The sequence below is a fragment of the Halomonas rhizosphaerae genome, assembly GCF_030010555.1.
Taxonomy (GTDB): Bacteria; Pseudomonadota; Gammaproteobacteria; order Pseudomonadales; family Halomonadaceae; genus Halomonas; species Halomonas rhizosphaerae.
The window spans coordinates 70,022-94,261 of sequence record NZ_JASCQP010000016.1 but is presented as its reverse complement, the minus strand read 5'-3'; the positions used below and the strand labels follow the sequence as shown (position 1 = coordinate 94,261).

The following is a 24,240-nucleotide window of genomic DNA, read 5'->3' as shown; positions in this document are numbered from 1 at the left end:
ACCGCTCAGCGCCGATGGTAGTGTGGGGCCTCCCCATGCGAGAGTAGGTCATCGTCAGGCACTTATTCAGAAACCCCGGCCATTGGTCGGGGTTTTTTCATGTCTGAAGGTCGATGCCGCTTACCCACTTTGGTCGCTGGCGTTTCCGGGGGCTGGCCGCATCCGCTAGAATGTCACATTTCCCGTCAGGGGCATGAGCATGACCATCGGTGACCTGATCCGACTGCTGAGCGATGGCGAGTTCCACTCCGGCGAACAGCTGGGTGAACGGCTGGGCGTGTCGCGGGCAGCAGTATGGAAGCAGTTGCGCAAGCTGGAGTCCCTGGGCATTCCCATGGAGGCGGTCAAGGGTCAGGGGTATCGACTGGTCGAGCGCCTCGAGTTGCTGGATGGAGGCGCCATCGTGGCCGGCCTCTCGCGAGAGGCGCGTCACCAACTGACGCGGCTGTTCGTGGAAGAGAGCCTGCCGTCCAGCAACGCCTTCCTGCGTGAGCGTTTCTCCCAGGGGGCAGGGCACGGTGAGGTCTGCCTGGTGGAGCAGCAGAGCGAGGGGCGCGGACGCCGAGGGCGCGCCTGGGTGACCCCCTGGGGGCGCACCCTGATGCTCTCGATCGGCTGGCGGGTCGAGGCGGGAGTGGCGTCGCTGGAGGGGCTGAGCCTGGCGCTGGGCGTGGCCCTTGCCAGGGTACTCGAGCGCCATGGCGTCAGGCCTCGCCTCAAGTGGCCCAATGACGTGCTGCTGGATGGTGACGACGGGGCGCTCGGCAAGCTGGCGGGCATCCTGGTGGAGATCAGTGGTGATGCCGCGGGCCCGTGCGAGGTGGTGGTGGGCATGGGCATCAATGTCGACTTGCCGGCGGCGTTCCGAGGGGGCATCGACCAGGCCGTCGCGGCGGTCCATGACCAGGCGCCGGGGCTCTCACGCAATGTCCTGGCCGTCGATCTGCTGGACGAGCTGCTGCCCCTGCTGGCGGGCTTCGAGCAGCAGGGGTTCTCCGCCTGGCGTGACGACTGGAACGCCCGACACGCCTTCGCCGGCTGCGAGGTGGAGATCCTGCAGCGGGGAGTCCGGGAGTCGGCCACAGCCGGGGATGTGGACGAGGCCGGCAACCTCTGGGTGCAGCAGGAGGGGCGGCCGGTGCGGCTGGCCGGCGGCGAGATCAGCGTGCGGAGACGCGCATGATCCTGGACCTCGATATCGGCAACACCCTGTCCAAGTGGCGGCTCAAGGATGCCGACAGCAGCGAGATCCGTTCCCGCGGGGCGGTCTGGACACGGGAGGAGTGGCGCCCGGGCGCGGATATCCCGGACCTCGACGTGGTCGAGGCGGTGCGCATCTCCAGCGTGGCGCGCAGGGCGGTACTGGAGGAGACGGTGTCGCTGCTGCGCCGCCGGGTCGGTACCGTCCATGTGGCGCGCTCGACGGCCGAGGCCCTGGGGGTCACCAATGGCTACGAGGAGCCCGGCCGGCTGGGGGTCGACCGCTGGATGGGAGCACTGGCGGGCTACCAGCTCGCCGGTGGCTGCTGCGCCGTGGACTGCGGTAGCGCCATCACCGTCGACTTCGTGCTGCCCGGCGGGCGTCACCTGGGCGGCTACATCCTGCCCGGGCTACGGCTGATGAAGGAGAGCCTGAAGCTCGGCACCCGCAACGTGGCGATCGACCCGGACAGCGAGGCCGAAGAGCTGCTGGAGCCTGGCAGGCGCACCGTCGAGGCGGTCAACCATGGTATCTACATGGCGGCGGTGAGCGCGGTCAACCGCATCTACAGCGAGGTGTGCGACCAGCAGGGCGTGGCGCTGCCGATGATGCTGACCGGCGGGGATGCCCGGGTGGTGTCACGTGGCATCCAGGTGCCCCATGCAGTCTGGCCGGACATGGTCTACGGTGGGCTCGAGGCCTGCTTCCCGCTGACTGCGGCCGAGCGGGCGGGGCGCCTGTCCGGGGCACCCCGCGTGCCCTCGCCGGTGGCGCTGGAAAAGATACGCGCCGCCCTTGCATTCTCCATGCTGCTTTGACACAATGCGCCGCGTTCCGGAGAGGCGTGGTCGGCAGGCCCGTCGCGTTCGATCAAGAGCCAAAGAAAACAGGCACTTGACACCGAGAACAGAGGCGGTAGAATGCATCGCCAGCTGGAGGGGTTCCCGAGTGGCCAAAGGGAGCAGACTGTAAATCTGCCGCGAAAGCTTCGAAGGTTCGAATCCTTCCCCCTCCACCAGGTTCAGCCGCACCCGATGCGTCGTGTGGTGGCGAGCAAGAGTGGGTCGGCGGGCATAGTTCAATGGTAGAACCTCAGCCTTCCAAGCTGATGATGCGGGTTCGATCCCCGCTGCCCGCTCCAGGTATCAGGATGTGATGCCACAAGGTTGCGCTCATGTAGCTCAGGGGTAGAGCACACCCTTGGTAAGGGTGAGGTCGACGGTTCAAATCCGTCCATGAGCTCCATATCGAGAAGGCGAGCCCCGGCTCGCCTTTTCTTTTTCTTCCCCGTGCTGATGTTGTGCGGGGGAGGGGTTGCCAGAGAGAGCGGCTTTCGCTATCATGGCGCCCGCTGTCGTACAGGTCGCCTGCAAAGGGCGGTCGCGGAAGCAGATACAGGCCAGTAGCTCAATTGGCAGAGCAGCGGTCTCCAAAACCGCAGGTTGGGGGTTCGATTCCCTCCTGGCCTGCCAGTCTTCCCCAGGCTGGCGAGATCTCATATACTTTCATGTTTCGATTGCCGCACCCTGAGGAGTCTCGTTTTCATGAAGCATAACGCCGAGGTGCAGGAGTCGCGCCACGACGGGCTCAAGTGGGCGGTTGTCGTCACTCTGCTGGTCCTTGCCGTGGTCGGCAATACCTATTTCGCCGACCAGGCGCTTCTCTATCGTGTGCTCGGTGTCGTCGTGCTCAGCGTGGCGGCGGCCCTGGTGGCGCTGACCACGACCAAGGGTCGTGATCTGGTCGAGCTCGCCAGGAGTGCGAAGAAGGAAATCCAGCGTGTCGTCTGGCCGACCCGGCCCGAGACCGTGCAGACCACCGCCATCGTGCTGGTGGCCGTGCTGGTGGTCGGCTTGATGCTCTGGCTGATCGACACCCTTCTTGGCTGGGCGATGTCCGGCGTCATCGGTTAGGAGTTTTCATGTCCAAGCGTTGGTATGTCGTCCACGCCTACTCCGGCTTCGAGAAGCATGTCATGCGCTCGCTCATCGAGCGCGTGAAGATGCACGGCATGGAGGATCGCTTCGGCGAGATCCTGGTGCCGACCGAAGAGGTCGTCGAGGTGCGTGACGGCAAGCGTCGCAAGAGCGAGCGCAAGTTCTATCCCGGCTACGTGCTGGTCGAGATGGAGATGGATGACGAGACCTGGCACCTGGTCAACGAGACCCCGCGCGTCATGGGGTTCATCGGCGGCACCAAGGAGAAGCCGGCCCCGATCACCCGCAAGGAGGCGGATGCCATCCTCAGCCGGGTCAAGGACGGCACCGACAAGCCGAAGCCCAAGACGCTCTTCGAACCGGGCCAGTCGGTGCGCGTCATCGACGGACCCTTCGCCGACTTCAACGGGGTCGTCGAGGAGGTCAACTACGACAAGAGCCGTGTGCAGGTCAGCGTGCTGATCTTCGGCCGCTCCACGCCCGTCGAGCTGGAGTTTGCCCAGGTCGAGAAGGAATAGCCTTCCGGCCCTGTCTGTTTCGTGACAACCACCCGCGGGTGGTTGTGTAACCCGGGGAGCCGCAAGGCGCTACTACCCAACTGGAGTCCATCATGGCCAAGAAAGTACAGGCTTACATCAAGCTGCAGGTCGCAGCTGGCAAGGCCAACCCGAGTCCCCCCGTGGGCCCCGCGCTGGGCCAGCACGGCGTCAACATCATGGAGTTCTGCAAGGCGTTCAACGCCGCGACCCAGGAGATCGAGCCGGGCCTGCCGACCCCCGTGGTCATCACCGTCTACTCCGACCGCAGCTTCACCTTCATCACCAAGACCCCGCCTGCCGCGGTCCTGCTGAAGAAGGCGGCCGGCATCAAGTCCGGCTCCGGCGAGCCGAACAAGACCAAGGTCGGCACCGTGACCCGCGAGCAGCTCGAGGAGATCGCCAAGACCAAGGAGCCCGACCTGACGGCTGCCGATCTCGACGCCGCGGTGCGTACCATTGCCGGTAGTGCCCGCAGCATGGGCCTGAACGTGGAGGGTCTCTGATCATGGCCAAGCTTACCAAGCGTGCACAGCAGATTCGCGAGAAGGTCGACGCCAACCGGACCTACTCCCTCGACGAGGCCGTGGCCCTGCTCTCCGAGCTGTCCACCGTCAAGTTCAAGGAGTCCCTGGACGTCGCCATCAACCTGGGCGTCGACCCGCGTAAGTCCGACCAGGTCGTGCGTGGCGCCACTGTCATGCCCAACGGTACCGGCAAGGACGTGCGTGTCGCGGTCTTCACCCAGGGTGCCAACGTCGATGCCGCCAAGGAAGCCGGTGCCGACATCGTCGGCATGGACGACCTGGCCGAGCAGGTCAAGAAGGGTCAGCTGGACTTCGACGTGGTCATCGCCTCGCCGGACGCCATGCGTGTCGTCGGCCAGCTGGGCCAGATCCTCGGTCCGCGCGGCCTGATGCCGAACCCCAAGGTCGGAACCGTGACCCCTGACGTGGCCACTGCCGTCAAGAACGCCAAGGCCGGCCAGGTACGCTTCCGCACCGACAAGAACGGCATCATCCATACCACCCTTGGCAAGGTCGACTTCGATGCCTCTGCCATCCAGGGCAACCTGGAGGCGCTGGTCGCCGACCTGAAGAAGCTCAAGCCGAGCACCTCCAAGGGCATCTATCTCAAGAAGGTCACCCTGTCCACCACCATGGGCCCGGGGCTGACCATCGATCATTCCGCCCTGGCCTGATCGGGCGGCGATCGAGACGATTGCAGGAACTTTGCGGTCCCCGTGCCGGGCTATCCTCGCCGGCGGGGCATCGTCAAAGACCGCAGGTGCCGCGTCTCTTGCGAGCGCGGCTTAATCTTCCCCCGGGGAGGCCTGCGCAGATGGTGTGGCCGCCAGATCTCTGGTGAGCACCATCACCCAGGACTCCCGACCTCCGGTCGGGAGAGATGGTAACCACCGGAATCCTCTCGCGAGGTTCCGGCACGAAGGAGTGATCACTGTGCCACTAGCACTCGAAGGCAAGAAGGCAATCGTTGCCGAGGTCAGTGAAGCGGCCAAGGATGCGCTCTCCGTCGTAGTTGCCGACTCTCGTGGCGTCGCGGTCAGCGCGATGACCGACCTGCGCAAGCAGGCCCGCGAGAATGGCGTGCAGATTCGTGTTGTCCGCAACACTCTGGCACGCCGCGCCCTGTCCGGAACTCCCTGGGAGATTCTGGACGAGACCTTCTCCGGTCCGACCATGCTGGCTTTCTCCTATGAGCACCCGGGCGCCGCCGCCCGTCTGTTCAAGGAGTTCGCCAAGGGTCAGAAGGAGTTCGAGGTCAAGGCGCTGGCCTACGAAGGTGAGCTGATCCCGGCAAGCGACATCGACCGTCTGGCAACCCTGCCGACCTACGATGAGGCGATCGCCAAGCTGATGTCCGTCATGAAGGAAGCTTCTGCCGGCAAGCTGGTCCGTACCCTCGCGGCGCTGCGTGACCAGAAGCAGGAAGAGGCCGCCTGATCGGCGAACTCTTGCGCGCAGCCCGAATCAAACATTGAATCCCCGAGCCATCGCGATGCCGAGGCTCCCGCAAAGTTAGGAATCTAGACAATGGCACTGACCAAAGAAGACATCATCAACGCCGTCGCCGACATGTCCGTCATGGAAGTGGCCGAGCTGATCGAGGCCATGGAAGAGAAGTTCGGTGTCTCTGCTGCCGCTGCCGTCGTGGCCGGCCCGGGTGGCGGTGAAGCCGCTGCCGAGGAAGAGCAGACCGAGTTCGACGTGGTGCTGACCGGCGCCGGCGACAAGAAGGTCAACGTGATCAAGGCGGTCCGCGAGATCACCGGCCTGGGCCTCAAGGAAGCCAAGGGTGCCGTCGACGGCGCACCGGCGACCATCAAGGAAGGCCTGTCCAAGGACGACGCCGAAGCAGCAAAGAAGAAGCTGGAAGACGCCGGCGCGAGCGTGGAGCTCAAGTAACCCTTGTGCCCATGGCTTCACGCGCTGCGTAAGCTTCCACGGCTGGTGGCGGGACACCCGCTGCCGGCCTTTTTCTGTTGTCACTAGCCGGTCGCCCTCGGGCCACCGCTAGCCGAGAATTCCGACGGCGAGCCTCCTGGTGGAGGCTTGCCGTCAGCGCCTGACGGAGCCGTACCCGTCGGGTGACGCCGACACGCATCGGTCACCCATGGTGAACAAGCTGGGGAATACAGATGGCTTACTCATACACTGAGAAAAAACGCATCCGCAAGGATTTCGGCAAACTGCCCCAAGTGATGGATGTGCCCTACCTGCTGGCCATCCAGCTTGATTCCTACTACGAGTTTCTCCAGCAGGATCGCTCACCCGAAGAACGCCTGGAAATCGGCCTGCACGCCGCCTTCAAGTCGGTCTTCCCGATCGCGAGCTTCTCCGGCAACGCTGCCCTGGAGTATGTCAGCTACCGTTTCGGCACTCCGGCCTTCGACGTCAAGGAGTGCCAGCTGCGTGGCGTCACCTATTCGGCTCCCCTGCGCGTCAAGGTCCGCCTGATCATCTACGACAAGGACTCGTCCAACAAGGCGATCAAGGACATCAAGGAGCAGGAAGTCTACATGGGGGAGATCCCCCTGATGACCGAGAACGGTACCTTCGTCATCAACGGTACCGAGCGCGTCATCGTTTCCCAGCTGCACCGCTCGCCCGGCGTGTTCTTCGACCACGACAAGGGCAAGAGCCACTCCTCCGGCAAGCTGCTCTATTCCGCGCGGGTGATCCCCTACCGCGGCTCCTGGCTCGACTTCGAGTTCGATCCCAAGGACAGCGTCTTCGTGCGCATCGACCGTCGCCGCAAGCTGCCGGCCACGGTGCTGCTGCGCGCCTTGGGCATGAGCGCCGAGGAGATCCTCGATAACTTCTTCGAGCTCAGCACCTTCCACATCGAGAAGTCCGGCTTCTCCGTGGAGCTGGTGCCCTCGCGCCTGCGCGGCGAGACCGCCACCTTCGACATCAAGGACGGCGACGGCAACGTCATCGTCGAGGAAGGTCGCCGGATCACCCAGAAGCACATCCGCCAGCTGGAAAAGGCCGGTCTCGAGCGCCTCGACGTGCCGATGGACTACCTGTTCGGCAAGACCCTGGCCAAGGATCAGGTCGACCCGAACACCGGCGAGCTGATCTGCCCCTGCAATACCGAGATCACGCCCGAGCTGCTGGAGAAGATCGGCCAGGCGGGCATCACCACCCTCGAGACGCTCTACACCAACGACCTCGACTGTGGCCCCTTCATCTCCGACACCCTCAAGCTGGACACCACCGGGTCCCGCCTCGAGGCGCTGGTCGAGATCTACCGCATGATGCGCCCCGGCGAGCCGCCCACCAAGGAGGCCGCCGAGACGCTGTTCAACAACCTGTTCTTCAGCGAGGACCGCTACGACCTGTCGGGCGTGGGTCGCATGAAGTTCAACCGCCGGCTGCGTCGCGACAGCGACACCGGCTCCGGCGTCCTCGACCAGCAGGACATCCTCGACGTGCTGCGCGAGATGATCGCGATCCGCAACGGCTTCGGTGATGTCGACGATATCGACCATCTGGGCAACCGCCGCATCCGCTGCGTCGGCGAGATGGCCGAGAACCAGTTCCGCGTGGGCCTGGTGCGCGTCGAGCGCGCGGTCAAGGAACGCCTCTCCATGGCCGAGAGCGAAGGCCTGATGCCCCAGGACCTGATCAATGCCAAGCCCGTGGCGGCGGCGGTCAAGGAGTTCTTCGGTTCCAGCCAGCTCTCGCAGTTCATGGACCAGAACAACCCGCTCTCCGAGGTCACCCACAAGCGTCGCGTCTCGGCGCTCGGCCCGGGCGGCCTGACCCGCGAGCGGGCCGGCTTCGAGGTGCGTGACGTCCACGCCACCCACTACGGTCGCCTGTGTCCCATCGAGACGCCGGAAGGCCCGAACATCGGCCTGATCAACTCCCTGGCCACCTACAGCCACACCAACAGCTACGGCTTCCTCGAGACGCCGTATCGCAAGGTCGTGGATGCCCAGGTGACCGACGACGTGGTGCACCTCTCGGCCATCGAGGAGGGCGACTTCGTCATCGCCCAGGCCTCCGCCACCGTGGACGAGTCGAACAAGCTGGTCGACGACCTGGTGCAGGTCCGCCACCGCGGCGAGACCACCTTCATGCGTCCCGAGCAGGTCACCCTGATGGACGTATCGCCGCGCCAGGTGGTATCCGTGGCCGCGGCGCTGATCCCCTTCCTCGAGCACGACGACGCCAACCGCGCCCTGATGGGGGCGAACATGCAGCGCCAGGCCGTGCCGACCCTGCGTGCCGACAAGCCGCTGGTGGGTACCGGCATGGAGCGCTTCGTGGCACGCGACTCCGGCGTCTGCGAGGTGGCCCGCCGCGGCGGGGTGATCGACTCGGTCGACGCCAAGCGTATCGTGGTGCGGGTCAGCGAGGACGAGATCATCGGCGGCGAGGCCGGCGTCGATATCTACAACCTGACCAAGTACCTGCGCTCCAACCAGAACACCTGCATGAACCAGCGGCCCATCGTGCGCCCCGGTGACCAGGTGCGCCGCGGCGACATCCTGGCCGACGGTCCCTCCGTCGACATGGGCGACCTGGCGCTGGGCCAGAACATGCGCATCGCCTTCATGCCGTGGAACGGCTACAACTTCGAGGACTCCATCCTGCTCTCCGAGCGGGCGGTCCAGGAAGATCGCTTCACCACCATCCACATCCAGGAGCTGACCTGCGTCTCCCGTGACACCAAGCTGGGGCCGGAGGAGATCACCTCCGACATCCCCAACGTCGGCGAGTCGGCGCTGGGCAAGCTGGACGAGGCCGGGGTGGTCTACATCGGCGCCGAGGTCGGCGCCGGTGACATCCTGGTGGGCAAGGTGACGCCCAAGGGCGAGACCCAGCTGACCCCGGAAGAGAAGTTGCTGCGTGCCATCTTCGGCGAGAAGGCGTCCGACGTGAAGGACACCTCGCTGCGTGCCCCGACCGGCATGAAGGGCACCGTCATAGACGTCCAGGTGTTCACCCGTGACGGCGTGGAGAAGGACTCCCGGGCGCTCTCCATCGAGCAGATGCAGCTCGACGAGGTGCGCAAGGACCTGCAGGAGACCTACCGCATCGCCGAGGATGCCACCTTCGAGCGCCTCAAGCGCACCCTCTCCGGCCAGGTCGTCAACGGCGGGCCCAAGCTGAAGAAGGGCGACGTGCTCTCCGACAGCTACCTCGAGGAGCTACCGCGCCAGCAGTGGTTCAAGCTGCGTCTGCAGGACGAGACCTTCAACGAGCTGCTGGCCCAGGCCGACGAGCAGCTGGAGAGCCGTCGCAAGGAGATGGACGAGCGCTTCGAGGACAAGAAGCGCAAGCTCACCCAGGGCGACGACCTGGCGCCGGGCGTGCTGAAGATCGTCAAGGTCTACCTGGCGATCAAGCGCCGCCTGCAGCCGGGCGACAAGATGGCCGGCCGCCACGGCAACAAGGGCGTCATCTCGGCGATCATGCCCATCGAGGACATGCCCTTCGATGACAACGGCGAGCCCATCGACGTGGTGCTCAACCCGCTGGGCGTCCCCTCGCGGATGAACGTGGGCCAGATCCTCGAGACCCACCTGGGCATGGCGGCACGTGGCCTCGGGGTCAAGATCGAGGGGCTGCTGCGCGATGCCCGTGAGCAGCAGGTGGCCGAGATCCGCGACTTCCTGGGACAGGTCTACAACACCACCCAGGGGACCCGCGTCGAGGACATCGACTCGCTCTCCGACGAGGAGGTGATCGCCCTGGCCAAGAACCTCAAGGGCGGCGTGCCGATGTCCACCCCGGTGTTCGACGGCGCCCAGGAGCACGAGATCAAGCACCTGCTGCGCCTCGCCGACCTGCCGGATTCGGGCCAGATGGCCCTCTACGACGGCCGTACCGGCGATGCCTTCGACCGCCCGGTGACCGTGGGCTACATGTACATGCTCAAGCTCAACCACCTGGTGGATGACAAGATGCACGCGCGCTCCACCGGCTCCTACTCCCTGGTCACCCAGCAGCCGCTGGGCGGCAAGGCGCAGTTCGGTGGCCAGCGCTTCGGCGAGATGGAGGTCTGGGCCCTGGAGGCCTACGGCGCGGCCTACACGCTCCAGGAGATGCTCACCGTCAAGTCCGACGACGTGGAGGGGCGCACCAAGATGTACAAGAGCATCGTGGACGGCGACCACACCATGCAGGCGGGCATGCCGGAATCCTTCAACGTGCTGGTGAAGGAAATCCGTTCGCTGGGCATCGATATCGAACTGGAAAGCTGAGGCTGCACCGCCTGCGCTTCACAGAATGACGGTCCGCGGGGGCGGCAACGCCCCCGCCCATGACAACTCCGCAACGGAGCCGACCCCATGAAAGATTTGGTGAAAGTCCTCAAATCGCAGTCTCAGTCCGACGAGTTCGACGCGATCAAGATCACGCTGGCGTCGCCGGACATGATTCGCTCCTGGTCCTACGGCGAGGTCAAGAAGCCTGAGACCATCAACTACCGCACCTTCAAGCCGGAGCGTGACGGCCTGTTCTGTGCCAAGATCTTCGGCCCGGTGAAGGACTACGAGTGCCTGTGCGGCAAGTACAAGCGCATGAAGCACCGCGGCATCATCTGCGAGAAGTGCGGCGTCGAGGTCACCAAGGCGGCGGTGCGTCGCGAGCGCATGGGTCACATCGAGCTGGCAAGCCCGGTCGCCCATATCTGGTTCCTCAAGTCGCTGCCGTCGCGCATCGGCATGTTCCTGGACATGACCCTGCGCGACATCGAGCGCGTGCTCTATTTCGAGAGCTTCATGGTCATCGACCCGGGCATGACCACCCTCGAGCGCGGCCAGTTGCTCAACGACGAGCAGTACTTCGAGGCCCTCGAGGAGTTCGGCGACGATTTCGACGCCCGCATGGGCGCCGAGGCCGTCCAGGCACTGCTCAAGGACATCGACCTGGGCGAGGAGATCGACCGCCTGCGCGAGGAGATCCCGCAGACCAACTCCGAGACCAAGATCAAGAAGCTCTCCAAGCGCCTCAAGCTGCTGGAAGCCTTCCAGGGCTCCGGCAACGACCCGGCGTGGATGGTCATGGAGGTGCTGCCGGTACTGCCGCCGGACCTGCGCCCGCTGGTGCCGCTGGACGGTGGCCGCTTCGCGACCTCGGACCTCAACGACCTCTACCGTCGCGTGATCAACCGCAACAACCGCCTCAAGCGGCTGCTCGACCTCAATGCGCCCGACATCATCGTGCGCAACGAGAAGCGCATGCTGCAGGAGTCGGTGGACGCCCTGCTCGACAACGGCCGCCGCGGCCGCGCCATCACCGGCTCCAACAAGCGCCCGCTGAAGTCCCTGGCCGACATGATCAAGGGCAAGCAGGGTCGCTTCCGTCAGAACCTGCTGGGCAAGCGCGTCGACTACTCCGGCCGCTCAGTGATCACCGTGGGCCCGACCCTGCGCCTTCACCAGTGCGGCCTGCCGAAGAAGATGGCGCTGGAGCTGTTCAAGCCGTTCATCTACTCCAAGCTGCAGTCGCTGGGCTATGCCTCCACCATCAAGGCGGCCAAGAAGATGGTCGAGCGCGAGCTGCCCGAGGTGTGGGACATCCTCGCCGACGTCATCCGCGAGCACCCGGTCCTGCTCAACCGCGCCCCGACCCTGCACCGCCTCGGCATCCAGGCCTTCGAGCCGCTGCTGATCGAGGGCAAGGCGATCCAGCTGCACCCGCTGGTGTGTGCCGCCTACAACGCCGACTTCGACGGTGACCAGATGGCGGTGCACGTGCCGCTGACCCTGGAAGCCCAGCTCGAGGCCCGCGCGCTGATGATGGCCACCAACAACGTGCTGTCACCGGCCAACGGCGAGCCGATCATCGTGCCGTCCCAGGACGTGGTGCTGGGCCTGTACTACATGACCCGCGAGCGCATCAACGACAAGGGCGAGGGCATGGTGTTCTCCGGCCTCGACGAGGTGGAGCGCGCCTTCGGCACCCAGAGCGTGTCGATGCATGCCCGCGTCAAGGTGCGCCTCGACGAGGTGGACATCGACGAGGAGACCGGCGAGAAGAGCCACCATCGCCGCATCTACGACACCACCGTGGGCCGCGCGCTGCTGTTCCGCATCCTGCCCGAGGGCGTGCCCTTCGAGCTGGTCGACCAGCCGATGAAGAAGAAGGCCATCTCGAAGCTGATCAACGAGGTCTATCGCCGCGCCGGCCTCAAGCCGACGGTGATCTTCGCCGACCAGCTGATGTACACCGGCTTCCGCCTGGCCACCTGGTCCGGCGCCTCCATCGGCGTCAACGACTTCGTCATCCCGGACGCCAAGGCCGAGATCGTCGAAGCCGCCGAGGACGAGGTGAAGGAGATCGAGGACCAGTTCTCCTCCGGCCTCGTCACCGCCGGCGAGAAGTACAACAAGGTCATCGATATCTGGGCCCGGGCCAACGACCAGGTCGCCAAGGCGATGATGGCCGGGATCTCCAAGGAGACCGTGGTGGACCGCGACGGGAAGGAGGTCGAGCAGGACTCTTTCAACAGCGTCTTCATCATGGCCGACTCCGGTGCCCGGGGTAGTGCCGCCCAGATCCGCCAGCTGGCGGGCATGCGGGGCCTGATGGCCAAGCCGGACGGCTCGATCATCGAGACTCCGATCGTCGCCAACTTCCGCGAGGGCCTGAACGTCCTCCAGTACTTCATCTCGACCCACGGCGCGCGGAAGGGCCTGGCGGACACGGCACTCAAGACCGCCAACTCCGGTTACCTGACCCGTCGCCTGGTCGACGTGGCCCAGGACATGGTGATCACCGAGCCCGACTGCGGCACCGAGCGCGGCCTGACGCTGCACCCGGTCATCGAGGGCGGCGACATCATCGTCTCCCTGGCCCAGCGCGTGCTGGGTCGCGTGGTCGCCCAGGACGTCATCGACCCGGCCAGCGACGAGGTGCTGATCCCGCGCGGTACCCTGCTCGACGAGAAGTGGTGTGCCGAGCTCGACACCATGGGCGTCGACGAGATCGTGGTGCGCTCGACCATCACCTGCGAGACACCGCATGGCGTCTGCTCGGCCTGTTACGGCCGTGACCTGGCGCGTGGCCACCAGGTGAACATCGGCGAGTCCGTGGGCGTCATCGCCGCCCAGTCCATCGGCGAGCCGGGCACCCAGCTGACCATGCGGACCTTCCACATCGGCGGGGCGGCCTCCCGGGCCTCCGCGGTGGACAGCGTCCAGGTCAAGCACGGCGGCAAGGTGCGCCTGCACAACATCAAGCACGTCGAGCGCGGCGACGGGAAGCTGGTGGTGGTCTCGCGCTCCAGTGCCCTGGCGGTGGCCGACGATCACGGCCGCGAGCGCGAGTACTACAAGCTGCCCTACGGGGCCGAGCTGGACGTACGCAACGGCGACAGCGTCGAGGCCGGCCAGGCCGTGGCCAAGTGGGACCCGCACACCCACCCGATCATCGCCGAGGCCGAGGGACAGGTGCAGTACCGTGATCTCGACGAGGGCGTCACCATGCACCGCAGCGTGGACGAGATGACCGGTCTCTCCTCCATCGAGGTGATCGAGTCGGCCGCGCGGCCCATGGCTGGCCGCGACAAGCGCCCGATGATCATGCTGACCGATGCCGCCGGCAAGCCGGTCACCGTCTCCGGCTCCGACACGCCGGTGCAGTACCCGCTGCCCGGCAAGGCGATCATCACCGTCGACAACGGCTCGACGATCGGCGTCGGCGAGGTGGTGGCCCGTATCCCGGTGGAAGCCACCGGCAACAAGGACATCACCGGGGGTCTGCCGCGCGTCGCCGATCTGTTCGAGGCGCGCAAGCCGAAGGAGCCGGCGATCCTCGCCGAGATCAGCGGCGTGATCAGCTTCGGCAAGGAGACCAAGGGCAAGCGGCGCCTGACCATCACCCCGGAAGACGGCGATCCCTTCGAGATGCTGATCCCGAAGTGGCGCCAGATCGCGGTCTTCGAGGGCGAGTCGGTCGAGAAGGGCGAGGTGATCTCGGACGGCCCGAGCAACCCGCACGACATCCTGCGTCTGCTGGGCATCGCCGAGCTGGCCAAGTACATCACCACCGAGGTGCAGGACGTCTATCGCCTGCAGGGCGTGGGCATCAACGACAAGCACATCGAGGTGATCGTGCGTCAGATGCTGCGCAAGGTAGAGATCACAGACGCCGGCGACAGCGACTTCATCCCGGGCGACCAGGCCGAGCTGGTCCGCGTGCTCGAGCAGAACGCGCGCCTGGAGAAGGAGGAGAAGTTCCCGGCCAAGTACCAGCGGCTGCTGCTGGGGATCACCAAGGCCAGCCTGGCCACCGAGTCGTTCATCTCCGCGGCCTCCTTCCAGGAGACCACGCGGGTGCTGACCGAGGCGGCGGTGACCGGCAAGCGCGACTACCTGCGCGGCCTGAAGGAGAACGTGGTGGTGGGACGCCTGATCCCGGCCGGTACCGGCCTGACCCACCACGCGGAGCGTCGCCGCAAGCGTGAAGACGCCGAGCGACTGCTCCACCCGTCGGCCTACGACGTCGAGCAGGAGCTGGGCGCCCAGCTCACCGCACTGGACTCGGACGACGACGAGATCTGACGCCCGTGTCTCGGCACTGCGCCTCCCAGGAGGCGCAGTGCTTGACGACGCGCCGTGTCAGCCATTAGAATGCGCAGCCTTTAACAGTGGGGCGGGTGCGCCCGCACCCGCTGGACAAGGCAAGGCAACCCATTGGAGTCAGCTACACACCATGGCAACGATCAATCAGCTCGTGCGCAAGCCGCGCAAGCGCCAGGCCGCCAAGAGCGACGTGCCTGCGCTGCAGGCCTGCCCGCAGAAGCGCGGCGTCTGCACCCGCGTCTACACCACCACCCCGAAGAAGCCGAACTCCGCACTGCGCAAGGTGTGCCGTGTTCGCCTGACCAACGGCTACGAGGTCTCCTCGTACATCGGCGGTGAAGGCCACAACCTCCAGGAGCACTCCGTGGTCCTGATCCGCGGCGGCCGCGTCAAGGACCTTCCCGGTGTGCGCTATCACACCGTGCGTGGCGCCCTGGACACCTCCGGCGTGCAGAACCGCAAGCAGGGCCGTTCCAAGTACGGCACCAAGCGTCCGAAGGTCTGACCGGCCGCGGTACGCAGCAGTCACCCCATTTTGACCACGGTCTGATAAGAGTAAGGTCGAGCGCTGCCGTCGGCAGGAGTCTCGGGTTTACCTGAAGGATCCTTTGATGAGGGCTTATCATGCCTAGAAGAAGAGTTGCGGCCAAGCGCGAGATCCTGCCGGATCCCAAGTTCGGAAGCGAGCGCCTGGCGAAGTTCATGAACCACCTGATGATCGGCGGCAAGAAGTCCGTAGCTGAGCGTATCGTCTATGGTGCGCTGGACAGGGTTGCCGAGCGTAGCAAGGAAGAGCCGCTGGAGATCTTCGACAAGGCGCTGGAAGCCATCCAGCCCATGGTCGAGGTCAAGTCACGCCGCGTCGGCGGCGCGACCTATCAGGTGCCCGTGGAAGTTCGCCCCTCGCGCCGTCATGCGCTGGCCATGCGCTGGCTGGTCGATGCGGCCCGTCGCCGTGGCGAGAAGACCATGGTGCTGCGCCTCGCCGGCGAGATGCTCGATGCCGCCGAAGGCAAGGGCTCGGCCGTCAAGAAGCGGGAAGACGTGCATCGCATGGCAGAGGCCAACAAGGCCTTCTCTCACTACCGCTTCTAAACGCATCGCCAACCACAGGGGAGTTCCACCGTGGCTCGCAAGACTCCACTAAAGCGCTATCGCAACATCGGCATCGTGGCGCACGTCGATGCCGGCAAGACCACCACGACCGAGCGCGTCCTGTTCTACACCGGCCTCTCCCACAAGGTCGGCGAGGTCCATGACGGCGCTGCCACCATGGACTGGATGGAGCAGGAGCAGGAGCGTGGCATCACCATCACCTCCGCGGCGACCACCTGCTTCTGGCAGGGCATGGACAAGCAGTTCGATGAGCATCGCATCAACATCATCGACACCCCCGGACACGTCGACTTCACCATCGAGGTGGAGCGTTCGCTGCGCGTGCTCGACGGTGCCGTGGTGGTGCTGTGCGGTTCGTCCGGCGTTCAGCCCCAGACCGAGACCGTCTGGCGCCAGGCCAACAAGTACGAAGTGCCGCGCATGGTGTTCGTCAACAAGATGGACCGTACCGGCGCCGACTTCTTCATGGTCGTCGATCAGCTCAAGCAGAAGCTGGGTGCCAACGCCGTACCGATCCAGATCAACTGGGGCACCGAGGAAGAGTTCAAGGGTGTCGTCGACCTGATCAGGATGAAGGCGATCCTCTGGGACGAGGACAGCCTCGGCATGAACTACGAGCTGGTGGATATCCCCGCCGAGCTCCAGGAGACCGCCGAGAAGTACCGTGAGGAGATGGTCGAGGCGGCAGCCGAGGCCTCCGAGGAGCTGATGGACAAGTACCTCGAGGAGGGCGAGCTCACCATCGAGGAGATCAAGGCCGGCCTGCGGCGCCGTACCCTGGACAACGAGATCGTGCTGGTCACCTGCGGCTCCGCCTTCAAGAATAAGGGCGTTCAGGCCGTGCTGGATGGCGTCATCGAGTACATGCCGTCACCCACCGAGGTCAAGGCCATCGAGGGTGAGCTGGACGACAAGGACGGTACCATCGCCACCCGTGAGGCGGACGACAGTGCCCCCTTCTCCGCGCTGGCCTTCAAGATCGCCACCGACCCCTTCGTCGGTACTCTGACCTTCATCCGCGTCTATTCGGGCGTGCTGAAGTCGGGCGACAGCGTCTACAACTCCGTCAAGGAGAAGAAGGAGCGCGTCGGCCGTATCGTCCAGATGCACGCCAACTCCCGCGAGGAGATCAAGGAAGTGCTGGCCGGCGACATCGCCGCCTGCATCGGCCTGAAGGACGTCACCACGGGTGATACCCTGTGCGACCTGAACGACAAGATTGTGCTCGAGCGCATGGAGTTCCCTGATCCGGTGATCTCCGTGGCCGTGGAGCCCAAGTCCAAGGCCGACCAGGAGAAGATGGGCGTGGCACTGGGCAAGCTGGCCCAGGAGGATCCCTCCTTCCAGGTCCGCACCGATGAGGAGACCGGCCAGACCATCATCTCCGGCATGGGTGAGCTTCACCTCGACATCCTCGTCGACCGCATGCGTCGCGAGTTCAAGGTCGACGCCAACATCGGCAAGCCGCAGGTGGCCTATCGCGAGACCATCCGCGCCAAGGTCGAGCAGGAAGGCAAGTTCGTTCGCCAGTCCGGCGGTCGCGGCCAGTACGGTCATGTGCACCTGCGCATCGAGCCGCTCACCGCAGAGGACAAGGGCGAAGACGAGGACATGCACTTCAAGTTCGCCTCGGAGATCGTTGGCGGCGTGGTTCCCAAGGAATACGTGCCGGCCGTCGAGAAAGGGGCCTACGAGCAGCTGCAGAACGGTGTCATCGCGGGCTACCCGATGATTGACGTCAAGGTCACGCTGTTCGACGGTTCCTACCATGACGTGGACTCTAACGAGACCGCGTTCAAGGTTGCCTCTTCCATGGCGGTCAAGGAAGGTGCCAAGAAGGCCAAGGCCGTGCTCCTCGAGCCGGTGATGAAGGTCGAGGTCGTGACCCCCGAAGAGTTCATGGGTGACGTCATGGGCGACCTGAACCGCCGTCGGGGTCTCGTCCAGGGCATGGATGACTCCTCCATGGGCAAGATCATCCGCGCCACGGTACCTCTGGCTGAGATGTTCGGTTACGCGACCGATCTGCGCTCTCAGACCCAGGGCCGCGCAAGCTACGTGATGGAGTTTGCGGACTACGAAGAGGCGCCGTCCAGCGTCGTTGAAGCCGTCATCAACCAGAACGGTTAACCGTTAGCTAACGTAAAGAGGTTATAGCAGTGGCTAAGGAAAAATTTGAACGTTCCAAACCGCACGTCAACGTCGGTACCATCGGTCACGTCGACCACGGCAAGACCACGCTGACTGCGGCCCTGACTCGCGTTTCCGCCGAGGTGTTCGGTGGTGACTGGAGCGAGTTCGACGCCATCGACAATGCGCCGGAAGAGCGTGAGCGTGGTATCACCATCGCCACCTCTCACGTCGAGTACCAGTCCGAGGCGCGTCACTACGCGCACGTGGACTGCCCGGGGCACGCCGACTACGTCAAGAACATGATCACCGGTGCCGCCCAGATGGACGGCGCTATCCTGGTCGTGTCCGCCGCCGATGGCCCCATGCCGCAGACCCGCGAGCATATCCTGCTGTCTCGCCAGGTCGGCGTGCCGTACATCGTCGTGTTCCTGAACAAGGCCGACATGGTCGACGACGAGGAGCTGCTCGAGCTGGTCGAGATGGAAGTCCGTGAGCTCCTCGACGAGTACGACTTCCCGGGTGACGACACCCCGATCATCACCGGTTCCGCCCTGATGGCCCTGGAAGGCAAGGACGACAACGGCATGGGTACCACCGCCGTTGCCAACCTGATCAAGGCCCTGGACGACTACATCCCGGAGCCGGAGCGTGCCATCGATCAGCCGTTCCTGATGCCGATCGAGGACGTGTTCTCCATCTCCGGTCGTGGCACCGTGGTCACCGGCCGCGTCGAGCGTGGCGTGGTCAAGGCCGGCGAGGAAGTCGAGATCGTCGGTATCAAGGACACCGTCAAGACCGTCGTGACCGGCGTCGAGATGTTCCGCAAGCTGCTGGACGAGGGTCGTGCCGGTGAGAACGTCGGCGCCCTGCTGCGTGGCACCAAGCGTGACGACGTCGAGCGTGGCCAGGTCCTGGCCAAGCCGGGCACCATCACCCCGCACACCAAGTTCGAGGCCGAGGTGTACGTGCTGTCCAAGGACGAGGGTGGTCGTCACACCCCGTTCTTCAAGGGCTACCGTCCGCAGTTCTACTTCCGTACCACCGACATCACCGGTACCTGTGAGCTGCCGGAAGGCGTCGAGATGGTCATGCCGGGCGACAACGTCAAGATGGTTGTCACCCTGATTGCCCCGATCGCCATGGATGACGGCCTGCGCTTCGCCATCCGTGAAGGTGGCCGTACCGTCGGCGCCGGCGTCGTGGCCAAGATCATCGAGTAAGCGTCCCGCTGCTTGACCGATCGAAGGGGGCTCCGCCAGGAGCCCCCTTTCTGCGCACCGGACGCGAGTGTTTGACTCTCGTCGCCGGCGTGCCTATAATGCGCATCCTTTGAATGCGTGGGTTGACGGCTCGCGCCGTCAGAATCCATTGGAGTTAGGGCAAATGCAGAACCAGAAGATTCGCATTCGGTTGAAGGCCTTCGACCATCGCCTGATCGACCAGTCCGCCGCGGAGATCGTAGAAACCGCCAAGCGTACCGGCGCCCAGGTCCGTGGTCCGATTCCTCTGCCGACCAATCGCGAGCGTTATACCGTGCTGATCTCTCCGCACGTCAACAAGGACGCGCGCGACCAGTACGAGATTCGTACCCACAAGCGGGTGCTCGATATCGTCGAGCCCACCGAAAAGACCGTTGATGCCCTGATGAAGCTCGACCTCGCCGCCGGCGTGGACGTGCAGATCAAGCTCGACTGACACCACACTAGACACTCGCGGCCCAGCGCCTGGTCTGTCCACCAAGAAGGCAGCGCCACGCAGCAGCCGCCACGCCGGGATGGCGTCATACAACGTGCTAGTGGAATGCTCTGGAAAGGGCAGCCATAGCGGGTGACAGCCCCGTACACTAAAGGAGACTGAGAATGACTATCGGTTTAGTCGGTAGGAAGGCCGGTATGACCCGTGTCTTCACCGAAGATGGCGCATCCGTGCCCGTGACCGTGATCGAGGTTGAGCCCAACCGCGTGACACGCGTGAAGTCCGTCGAGTCCGACGGCTACGCCGCGGTTCAGGTGACAACCGGCTCCCGCAAGGCCAAGCATCTGTCGAAAGCCCAGGCCGGGCAGTTCGCCAAGGCAGGTGTCGAGGCCGGTCGTTCGCTGATGGAGTTCCGCCTTGCAGAAGGTGACGAGGCTCCGGAAGTGGGCGGCGAACTCACCGTATCCCTCTTCGAAGCTGGTCAGATGATCGACGTGACCGGCACCTCCAAGGGCAAGGGTTTCCAGGGCGCCGTCAAGCGCTGGAACTTCCGCACCCAGGACAACAGCCACGGTAACTCCCTGTCGCATCGCGCGCCGGGTTCCATCGGCATGTGCCAGACACCGGGCCGCGTGTTCAAGGGCAAGAAGATGGCCGGCCAGATGGGCAATGTTCGCTGCACCGTGCAGAGCCTGGAAGTCGTCCGTGTCGACGCCGAACGCAACCTGCTGCTGATCAAGGGTGCCGTACCCGGTGCCACCGGCAGTGATGTCATCGTGCGCAGCGCCGTCAAAGCAGGCTGAAGGGGAATTTACCGATGAATCTGAATCTTGCAGGTGCAGGCGCCGGTACTGTCGAAGTATCCGATGCCACCTTTGGCAAAGAATTCAACGAGGCTCTCGTGCACCAGGTCGTCACCGCCTATCTGGCCGGTGGTCGCCAGGGCACTCGCGCCCAGAAGAACCGTTCCGACGTGCGCGGCGGCGGCAAGAAGCCGTGGCGCCAGAAGGGCACCGGTCGTGCCCGTGCCGGTACCATCCGCTCGCCGATCTGGCGCAGCGGCGGCGTGACCTTCGCGGCTCGTCCGCAGGACCATTCCCAGAAGGTCAACCGCAAGATGTACCGCGCGGCCATGCGCTCGATTCTCTCCGAGCTGGTCCGCCAGGAACGCCTGGTGGCCGTCGATGGCTTCGCCGTCGAGGCCCCGAAGACCAAGCAGCTGGTTGCCAAGCTCGAGGAGCTGGGCCTGGAGAAGGTGCTAATCGTCACCGAGGAAGTCGACGAGAATCTGTACCTCGCCGCCCGCAACATCCCGAACGTGGATGTGGTGGACGTCGCCGCCGCTGATCCGGTGAGCCTGGTCGCCTTCGACAAGGTGCTGGTCACCGTCTCCGCTCTGCGTAAATTCGAGGAGAAGCTGGCATGAACCAGGAGCGTGTATTCAAGGTTCTGCTCGGTCCGCACGTGACCGAGAAGGCCGCCATGGCCGCCGAGCGCAACCAGTACGTGTTCAAGGTGGCAAGCGACGCGACCAAGCCCGAGATCAAGGCTGCCGTCCAGGAGCTGTTCGGCAAGAAGGTCGACCGTGTTCAGGTGCTGAACATGAAGGGCAAGACCAAGCGCACCGCGCAGGGTCTGGGTCACCGCAAGGGTTATCGCAAGGCGTACGTGACACTGGCCGCCGGCGAAACCCTTGAAGACTTCTCTGGCGCCGAATAAGGGCAGGAGTACGGATCATGGCAATCGTCAAGACTAAACCCACATCCGCCGGTCGTCGCCACGTCGTCAAGATTGTTGGTGAGGAGCTGTACAAGGGCCGCGCCTACGCGCCGTTGCTCGAGAAGCAGTCCAAGTCCGGTGGCCGTAACAACTACGGTCGCATCACCACCCGCCACGTGGGCGGTGGTCACCGTCATCACTACCGGATCATCGACTTCAAGCGCACCAAGGATGGCATTCCGGCCACCGTCGAGCGCCTGGAGCATGACCCGAACCGCAGCGCACACATTGCCCTGCTCAAGTACCTCGACGGCGAGCGTCGCTACATCATCGCGCCCAAGGGCGTGAGCGCCGGCGACCGTCTCGAGTCCGGTGTCAACGCGCCCATCAAGAAGGGCAACGCGTTGCCGCTGCGCAATATCCCGCTGGGTTCCACCGTGCACTGCATCGAGCTCAAGCCCGGCAAGGGCGCCCAGCTTGCACGCAGTGCCGGCACCAGCGCCCAGCTGGTCGCCCGTGAAGGCAACTACGCCACCCTGCGTCTGCGCTCCGGCGAGATGCGCAAGGTGCTGGCCGAGTGCCGCGCGACCCTGGGGGAAGTGAGCAACTCCGAGCACAGCCTGCGTCAGCTTGGCAAGGCCGGTGCGAAGCGCTGGAGAGGGGTGCGCCCGACCGTTCGCGGCGTGGCCATGAACCCGGTGGATCACCCGCACGGCGGCGGCGAAGGCCGCAGCAGCGGCGGGCGTCACCCGGTGTCTCCGTGGGGCATCCCCACCAAGGGCCACAAGACCCGCAAGAACAAGCGCACCGACAAGCTGATCATCCGTCGCCGCAAGGCCCGGAAATAAGATCCAACGCCAAGACATCAAGAGGTAACGGCTGTGCCACGTTCACTGAAGAAAGGTCCCTTTATTGACCTTCATCTGCTGAAGAAGGTTGAGACTGCAGTGGAGAAGAGCGACCGCAAACCGATCAAGACCTGGTCGCGTCGTTCGATGATCCTGCCCAACATGGTCGGGCTCACCATTGCAGTCCATAACGGTCGCCAACACGTCCCGGTGCACGTCTCCGAGGAAATGGTTGGCCACAAGCTGGGCGAATTCGCTGCTACCCGCCTCTACCGCGGTCATGTGGCGGACAAGAAAGCCAAACGGTAAGCCAGAGAGGATTGAGAGATGGAAGTCACAGCAAAGCTGCGTGGCGCTCGTTTATCCGCCCAGAAGGCCCGTTTGGTGGCTGACCAGGTGCGCGGTAAACCTGTCGCCGAGGCGCTCGACCTGCTGACCTTCTCCCCGAAGAAGGCCGCGAAGCTGGTCAAGAAGGTGCTGCAGTCCGCCATCGCGAATGCGGAAGAAAACGACGGCATGGATATCGACGAGCTGCGTGTCTCGACCATCTGCGTCGATGAGGGCATGACGCTCAAGCGCATCCGTCCGCGCGCCAAGGGCCGTGCGGATCGCATCCTGAAGCGCACTTGCCACATCACCGTCAAGGTAGCCGAGAAGTAGGAGTCGACCAGATGGGTCAGAAAGTCAATCCAACAGGCATTCGCCTGGGTATCGTCAAGGACCATACCTCGGTGTGGTATGCCGAGCGCGGCGCCTATGCCGACAAGCTGAACAGCGACCTCGAAGTGCGTCGCTTCCTGGAAGAGCGCCTGAAGAATGCGTCCGTGAGTCGCATCACCATCGAGCGCCCGGCCAACAACGCCCGCATCACCATTCACACTGCCCGTCCGGGCATCGTGATCGGCAAGAAGGGCGAAGACGTCGATCGTCTGCGTCGCGACGTCACCGCGATGATGGGCGTGCCCGTGCACGTCAACATCGAGGAAGTCCGCAAGCCGGAACTCGATGCCAAGCTCGTCGCGCAGAACATCGCCGGGCAGCTCGAGCGTCGCGTGATGTTCCGTCGCGCCATGAAGCGGTCCGTGCAGAACGCCATGCGCCTGGGCGCCGGCGGTATCAAGGTGATGCTTTCCGGTCGCCTCGGCGGCGCGGAAATCGCCCGTACCGAATGGTACCGGGAAGGTCGCGTCCCGCTGCATACCCTGCGCGCGGACATCGACTACGCCACCTACGAGGCCAAGACCACCTACGGCATCATCGGTGTCAAGGTCTGGGTCTTCAAGGGTGAAATCCTCGGGGGCATCGAGGAGGTCCGCGCCAAGGCGAAACAGCCGCAGGCCGCGCCCTCCAAGAAGAAAGGTTCCAGGTAAGGGGAGAGCGAGTCGATGTTACAACCTAAGCGTATGAAGTTCCGCAAGATGCAGAAGGGCCGCAACCGTGGCCTGGCGCATCGCGGAAGCAAGGTGAGCTTCGGCGAGTATGGCCTCAAGGCCACTGGCCGGGGCCGTGTCACCGCCCGTCAGATCGAGGCTGGTCGTCGTGCGATCACCCGTCACGTAAAGCGTGGCGGCAAGATCTGGATCCGTGTCTTCCCGGACAAGCCGATTTCCAAGAAGCCGCTGGAAGTCCGCATGGGTAAGGGGAAGGGCTCCGTCGAGTACTGGGTCGCGCAGATCCAGCCGGGTCGGGTCCTGTACGAGATCGAAGGCGTTTCCGAGGAGCTGGCTCGCGAGGCATTCGCCCTGGCTGCCCAGAAGTTCCCGGTCTCCACCACCTTTGTGAAACGGACGGTGATGTGATGAAAGCCCAGGAAATTCGTGAGAAGTCAGCCGAGCAGCTCCAGGAGCAGCTCTTCGAACTCCTCCGCGAGCAGTTCAACCTGCGCATGCAGAAGGCCACCGGTCAGCTGAGCCAGACTCATCTGCTCAAGCAGGTTCGTCGGGACATTGCCCGCGTGAAGACTGTGCTCAACGAGAAGGCAGGTGACTGA

24 protein-coding genes and 4 tRNA genes are annotated in these 24,240 nt (G+C 64.5%); all 28 read left to right on the top strand.

The window, feature by feature from the left end; all coding sequences use genetic code 11:
* Positions 1–199: 199 nt before the first annotated feature.
* The 28 genes from QLQ83_RS05380 to rpmC all read left to right on the top strand — a co-directional run bounded on the left by QLQ83_RS05380 (position 200) and on the right by rpmC (position 24,240).
* On the top strand, positions 200–1,183 hold the full coding sequence (locus tag QLQ83_RS05380; protein WP_282734493.1) for a biotin--[acetyl-CoA-carboxylase] ligase: 984 nt from the start codon (positions 200–202) through the stop codon (positions 1,181–1,183).
* Complete coding sequence (locus QLQ83_RS05375; protein WP_282734492.1) at positions 1,180–2,019, top strand: type III pantothenate kinase; 840 nt, start codon at positions 1,180–1,182, stop codon at positions 2,017–2,019. Before QLQ83_RS05380 ends, QLQ83_RS05375 begins: the two co-directional genes overlap by 4 nt.
* Positions 2,020–2,135: 116 nt before the next feature.
* Positions 2,136–2,219 (top strand) — tRNA-Tyr (locus QLQ83_RS05370).
* Positions 2,220–2,268: 49 nt separating this feature from the next.
* A tRNA-Gly gene (locus QLQ83_RS05365) sits at positions 2,269–2,342 on the top strand.
* A 29-nt stretch (positions 2,343–2,371) separates the two neighbouring features.
* Positions 2,372–2,446, top strand: a tRNA-Thr gene (locus QLQ83_RS05360).
* 151 nt (positions 2,447–2,597) lie between these two features.
* A tRNA-Trp gene (locus tag QLQ83_RS05355) sits at positions 2,598–2,673 on the top strand.
* Between the two features lie 72 nt (positions 2,674–2,745).
* Positions 2,746–3,114 carry a preprotein translocase subunit SecE gene (gene secE / locus QLQ83_RS05350; protein WP_133636922.1) on the top strand — a complete coding sequence of 123 codons (369 nt, stop codon included), beginning with the start codon at positions 2,746–2,748 and terminating at the stop codon, positions 3,112–3,114.
* An 8-nt stretch (positions 3,115–3,122) separates the two neighbouring features.
* A complete protein-coding gene (gene nusG / locus QLQ83_RS05345) occupies positions 3,123–3,656 on the top strand; it encodes a transcription termination/antitermination protein NusG (RefSeq protein ID WP_040183153.1) in 534 nt (177 codons plus the stop codon).
* Positions 3,657–3,748: 92 nt separating this feature from the next.
* Positions 3,749–4,180 carry a 50S ribosomal protein L11 gene (gene rplK / locus QLQ83_RS05340; protein ID WP_282734491.1) on the top strand — a complete coding sequence of 144 codons (432 nt, stop codon included), beginning with the start codon at positions 3,749–3,751 and terminating at the stop codon, positions 4,178–4,180.
* Positions 4,181–4,182: 2 nt separating this feature from the next.
* The gene (gene rplA / locus QLQ83_RS05335) at positions 4,183–4,875 is read left to right on the top strand and encodes a 50S ribosomal protein L1 (protein WP_133636918.1); all 693 of its coding nucleotides are present in this window, start codon (positions 4,183–4,185) and stop codon (positions 4,873–4,875) included.
* Positions 4,876–5,134: 259 nt separating this feature from the next.
* A complete protein-coding gene (rplJ, locus tag QLQ83_RS05330; protein WP_071943769.1) occupies positions 5,135–5,638 on the top strand; it encodes a 50S ribosomal protein L10 in 504 nt (167 codons plus the stop codon).
* 90 nt (positions 5,639–5,728) lie between these two features.
* Positions 5,729–6,100 (top strand): 50S ribosomal protein L7/L12, encoded by a 372-nt coding sequence (gene rplL, locus QLQ83_RS05325; protein ID WP_282734490.1) that lies wholly within the window; start codon positions 5,729–5,731, stop codon positions 6,098–6,100.
* Positions 6,101–6,333: 233 nt separating this feature from the next.
* Positions 6,334–10,413, top strand: a complete 4,080-nt coding sequence (gene rpoB, locus QLQ83_RS05320; protein WP_282734489.1) for a DNA-directed RNA polymerase subunit beta — start codon at positions 6,334–6,336, stop codon at positions 10,411–10,413.
* 87 nt (positions 10,414–10,500) lie between these two features.
* Entirely contained in the window at positions 10,501–14,718 is a 4,218-nt protein-coding gene (gene rpoC, locus QLQ83_RS05315) for a DNA-directed RNA polymerase subunit beta' (protein ID WP_282734488.1), read from the top strand.
* Positions 14,719–14,869: 151 nt separating this feature from the next.
* Positions 14,870–15,244 (top strand): 30S ribosomal protein S12, encoded by a 375-nt coding sequence (gene rpsL / locus QLQ83_RS05310; RefSeq protein ID WP_071943783.1) that lies wholly within the window; start codon positions 14,870–14,872, stop codon positions 15,242–15,244.
* A gap of 119 nt (positions 15,245–15,363) precedes the next feature.
* Positions 15,364–15,834, top strand: a complete 471-nt coding sequence (rpsG, locus tag QLQ83_RS05305) for a 30S ribosomal protein S7 (RefSeq protein ID WP_040183143.1) — start codon at positions 15,364–15,366, stop codon at positions 15,832–15,834.
* A 30-nt stretch (positions 15,835–15,864) separates the two neighbouring features.
* Positions 15,865–17,985 carry an elongation factor G gene (gene fusA, locus QLQ83_RS05300; protein ID WP_282734487.1) on the top strand — a complete coding sequence of 707 codons (2,121 nt, stop codon included), beginning with the start codon at positions 15,865–15,867 and terminating at the stop codon, positions 17,983–17,985.
* A gap of 29 nt (positions 17,986–18,014) precedes the next feature.
* Positions 18,015–19,208 carry an elongation factor Tu gene (tuf, locus tag QLQ83_RS05295; RefSeq protein ID WP_282734486.1) on the top strand — a complete coding sequence of 398 codons (1,194 nt, stop codon included), beginning with the start codon at positions 18,015–18,017 and terminating at the stop codon, positions 19,206–19,208.
* Between the two features lie 163 nt (positions 19,209–19,371).
* On the top strand, positions 19,372–19,683 hold the full coding sequence (gene rpsJ, locus QLQ83_RS05290) for a 30S ribosomal protein S10 (RefSeq protein ID WP_021819602.1): 312 nt from the start codon (positions 19,372–19,374) through the stop codon (positions 19,681–19,683).
* A 164-nt stretch (positions 19,684–19,847) separates the two neighbouring features.
* Positions 19,848–20,486, top strand: coding sequence for a 50S ribosomal protein L3 (rplC, locus tag QLQ83_RS05285; RefSeq protein ID WP_106232375.1), 639 nt, complete (start codon positions 19,848–19,850; stop codon positions 20,484–20,486).
* A gap of 14 nt (positions 20,487–20,500) precedes the next feature.
* Complete coding sequence (gene rplD, locus QLQ83_RS05280) at positions 20,501–21,109, top strand: 50S ribosomal protein L4 (RefSeq protein WP_106232376.1); 609 nt, start codon at positions 20,501–20,503, stop codon at positions 21,107–21,109.
* Complete coding sequence (gene rplW / locus QLQ83_RS05275) at positions 21,106–21,402, top strand: 50S ribosomal protein L23 (protein ID WP_089714412.1); 297 nt, start codon at positions 21,106–21,108, stop codon at positions 21,400–21,402. Before rplD ends, rplW begins: the two co-directional genes overlap by 4 nt.
* Positions 21,403–21,419: 17 nt before the next feature.
* On the top strand, positions 21,420–22,250 hold the full coding sequence (gene rplB / locus QLQ83_RS05270) for a 50S ribosomal protein L2 (protein WP_106232377.1): 831 nt from the start codon (positions 21,420–21,422) through the stop codon (positions 22,248–22,250).
* A gap of 33 nt (positions 22,251–22,283) precedes the next feature.
* Entirely contained in the window at positions 22,284–22,559 is a 276-nt protein-coding gene (gene rpsS / locus QLQ83_RS05265; RefSeq protein WP_089714455.1) for a 30S ribosomal protein S19, read from the top strand.
* 18 nt (positions 22,560–22,577) lie between these two features.
* Positions 22,578–22,910, top strand: coding sequence for a 50S ribosomal protein L22 (gene rplV / locus QLQ83_RS05260; protein ID WP_040183132.1), 333 nt, complete (start codon positions 22,578–22,580; stop codon positions 22,908–22,910).
* A gap of 11 nt (positions 22,911–22,921) precedes the next feature.
* Positions 22,922–23,620: a 30S ribosomal protein S3 gene (gene rpsC / locus QLQ83_RS05255; protein ID WP_089714404.1), complete on the top strand. Its 699-nt coding sequence runs from the start codon at positions 22,922–22,924 to the stop codon at positions 23,618–23,620.
* Between the two features lie 15 nt (positions 23,621–23,635).
* On the top strand, positions 23,636–24,049 hold the full coding sequence (gene rplP / locus QLQ83_RS05250) for a 50S ribosomal protein L16 (RefSeq protein ID WP_021819610.1): 414 nt from the start codon (positions 23,636–23,638) through the stop codon (positions 24,047–24,049).
* A complete protein-coding gene (rpmC, locus tag QLQ83_RS05245; RefSeq protein WP_040183129.1) occupies positions 24,049–24,240 on the top strand; it encodes a 50S ribosomal protein L29 in 192 nt (63 codons plus the stop codon). Before rplP ends, rpmC begins: the two co-directional genes overlap by 1 nt.

Excerpts from the sequence above, each read along its gene's own strand:
- QLQ83_RS05380 (WP_282734493.1), top strand. The coding sequence starts at position 200 with ATGACCATCGGTGACCTGATCCGACTGCTGAGCGATGGCGAGTTCCAC.
- QLQ83_RS05375 (WP_282734492.1), top strand. The coding sequence starts at position 1,180 with ATGATCCTGGACCTCGATATCGGCAACACCCTGTCCAAGTGGCGGCTC.
- secE (WP_133636922.1), top strand. The coding sequence starts at position 2,746 with ATGAAGCATAACGCCGAGGTGCAGGAGTCGCGCCACGACGGGCTCAAG.
- nusG (WP_040183153.1), top strand. The coding sequence starts at position 3,123 with ATGTCCAAGCGTTGGTATGTCGTCCACGCCTACTCCGGCTTCGAGAAG.
- rplK (WP_282734491.1), top strand. The coding sequence starts at position 3,749 with ATGGCCAAGAAAGTACAGGCTTACATCAAGCTGCAGGTCGCAGCTGGC.
- rplA (WP_133636918.1), top strand. The coding sequence starts at position 4,183 with ATGGCCAAGCTTACCAAGCGTGCACAGCAGATTCGCGAGAAGGTCGAC.
- rplL (WP_282734490.1), top strand. The coding sequence starts at position 5,729 with ATGGCACTGACCAAAGAAGACATCATCAACGCCGTCGCCGACATGTCC.
- rpoB (WP_282734489.1), top strand. The coding sequence starts at position 6,334 with ATGGCTTACTCATACACTGAGAAAAAACGCATCCGCAAGGATTTCGGC.
- rpoC (WP_282734488.1), top strand. The coding sequence starts at position 10,501 with ATGAAAGATTTGGTGAAAGTCCTCAAATCGCAGTCTCAGTCCGACGAG.
- rpsL (WP_071943783.1), top strand. The coding sequence starts at position 14,870 with ATGGCAACGATCAATCAGCTCGTGCGCAAGCCGCGCAAGCGCCAGGCC.
- rpsG (WP_040183143.1), top strand. The coding sequence starts at position 15,364 with ATGCCTAGAAGAAGAGTTGCGGCCAAGCGCGAGATCCTGCCGGATCCC.
- rpsJ (WP_021819602.1), top strand. The coding sequence starts at position 19,372 with ATGCAGAACCAGAAGATTCGCATTCGGTTGAAGGCCTTCGACCATCGC.
- rplC (WP_106232375.1), top strand. The coding sequence starts at position 19,848 with ATGACTATCGGTTTAGTCGGTAGGAAGGCCGGTATGACCCGTGTCTTC.
- rplD (WP_106232376.1), top strand. The coding sequence starts at position 20,501 with ATGAATCTGAATCTTGCAGGTGCAGGCGCCGGTACTGTCGAAGTATCC.
- rplW (WP_089714412.1), top strand. The coding sequence starts at position 21,106 with ATGAACCAGGAGCGTGTATTCAAGGTTCTGCTCGGTCCGCACGTGACC.
- rplB (WP_106232377.1), top strand. The coding sequence starts at position 21,420 with ATGGCAATCGTCAAGACTAAACCCACATCCGCCGGTCGTCGCCACGTC.
- rplV (WP_040183132.1), top strand. The coding sequence starts at position 22,578 with ATGGAAGTCACAGCAAAGCTGCGTGGCGCTCGTTTATCCGCCCAGAAG.
- rpsC (WP_089714404.1), top strand. The coding sequence starts at position 22,922 with ATGGGTCAGAAAGTCAATCCAACAGGCATTCGCCTGGGTATCGTCAAG.
- rplP (WP_021819610.1), top strand. The coding sequence starts at position 23,636 with ATGTTACAACCTAAGCGTATGAAGTTCCGCAAGATGCAGAAGGGCCGC.
- rpmC (WP_040183129.1), top strand. The coding sequence starts at position 24,049 with ATGAAAGCCCAGGAAATTCGTGAGAAGTCAGCCGAGCAGCTCCAGGAG.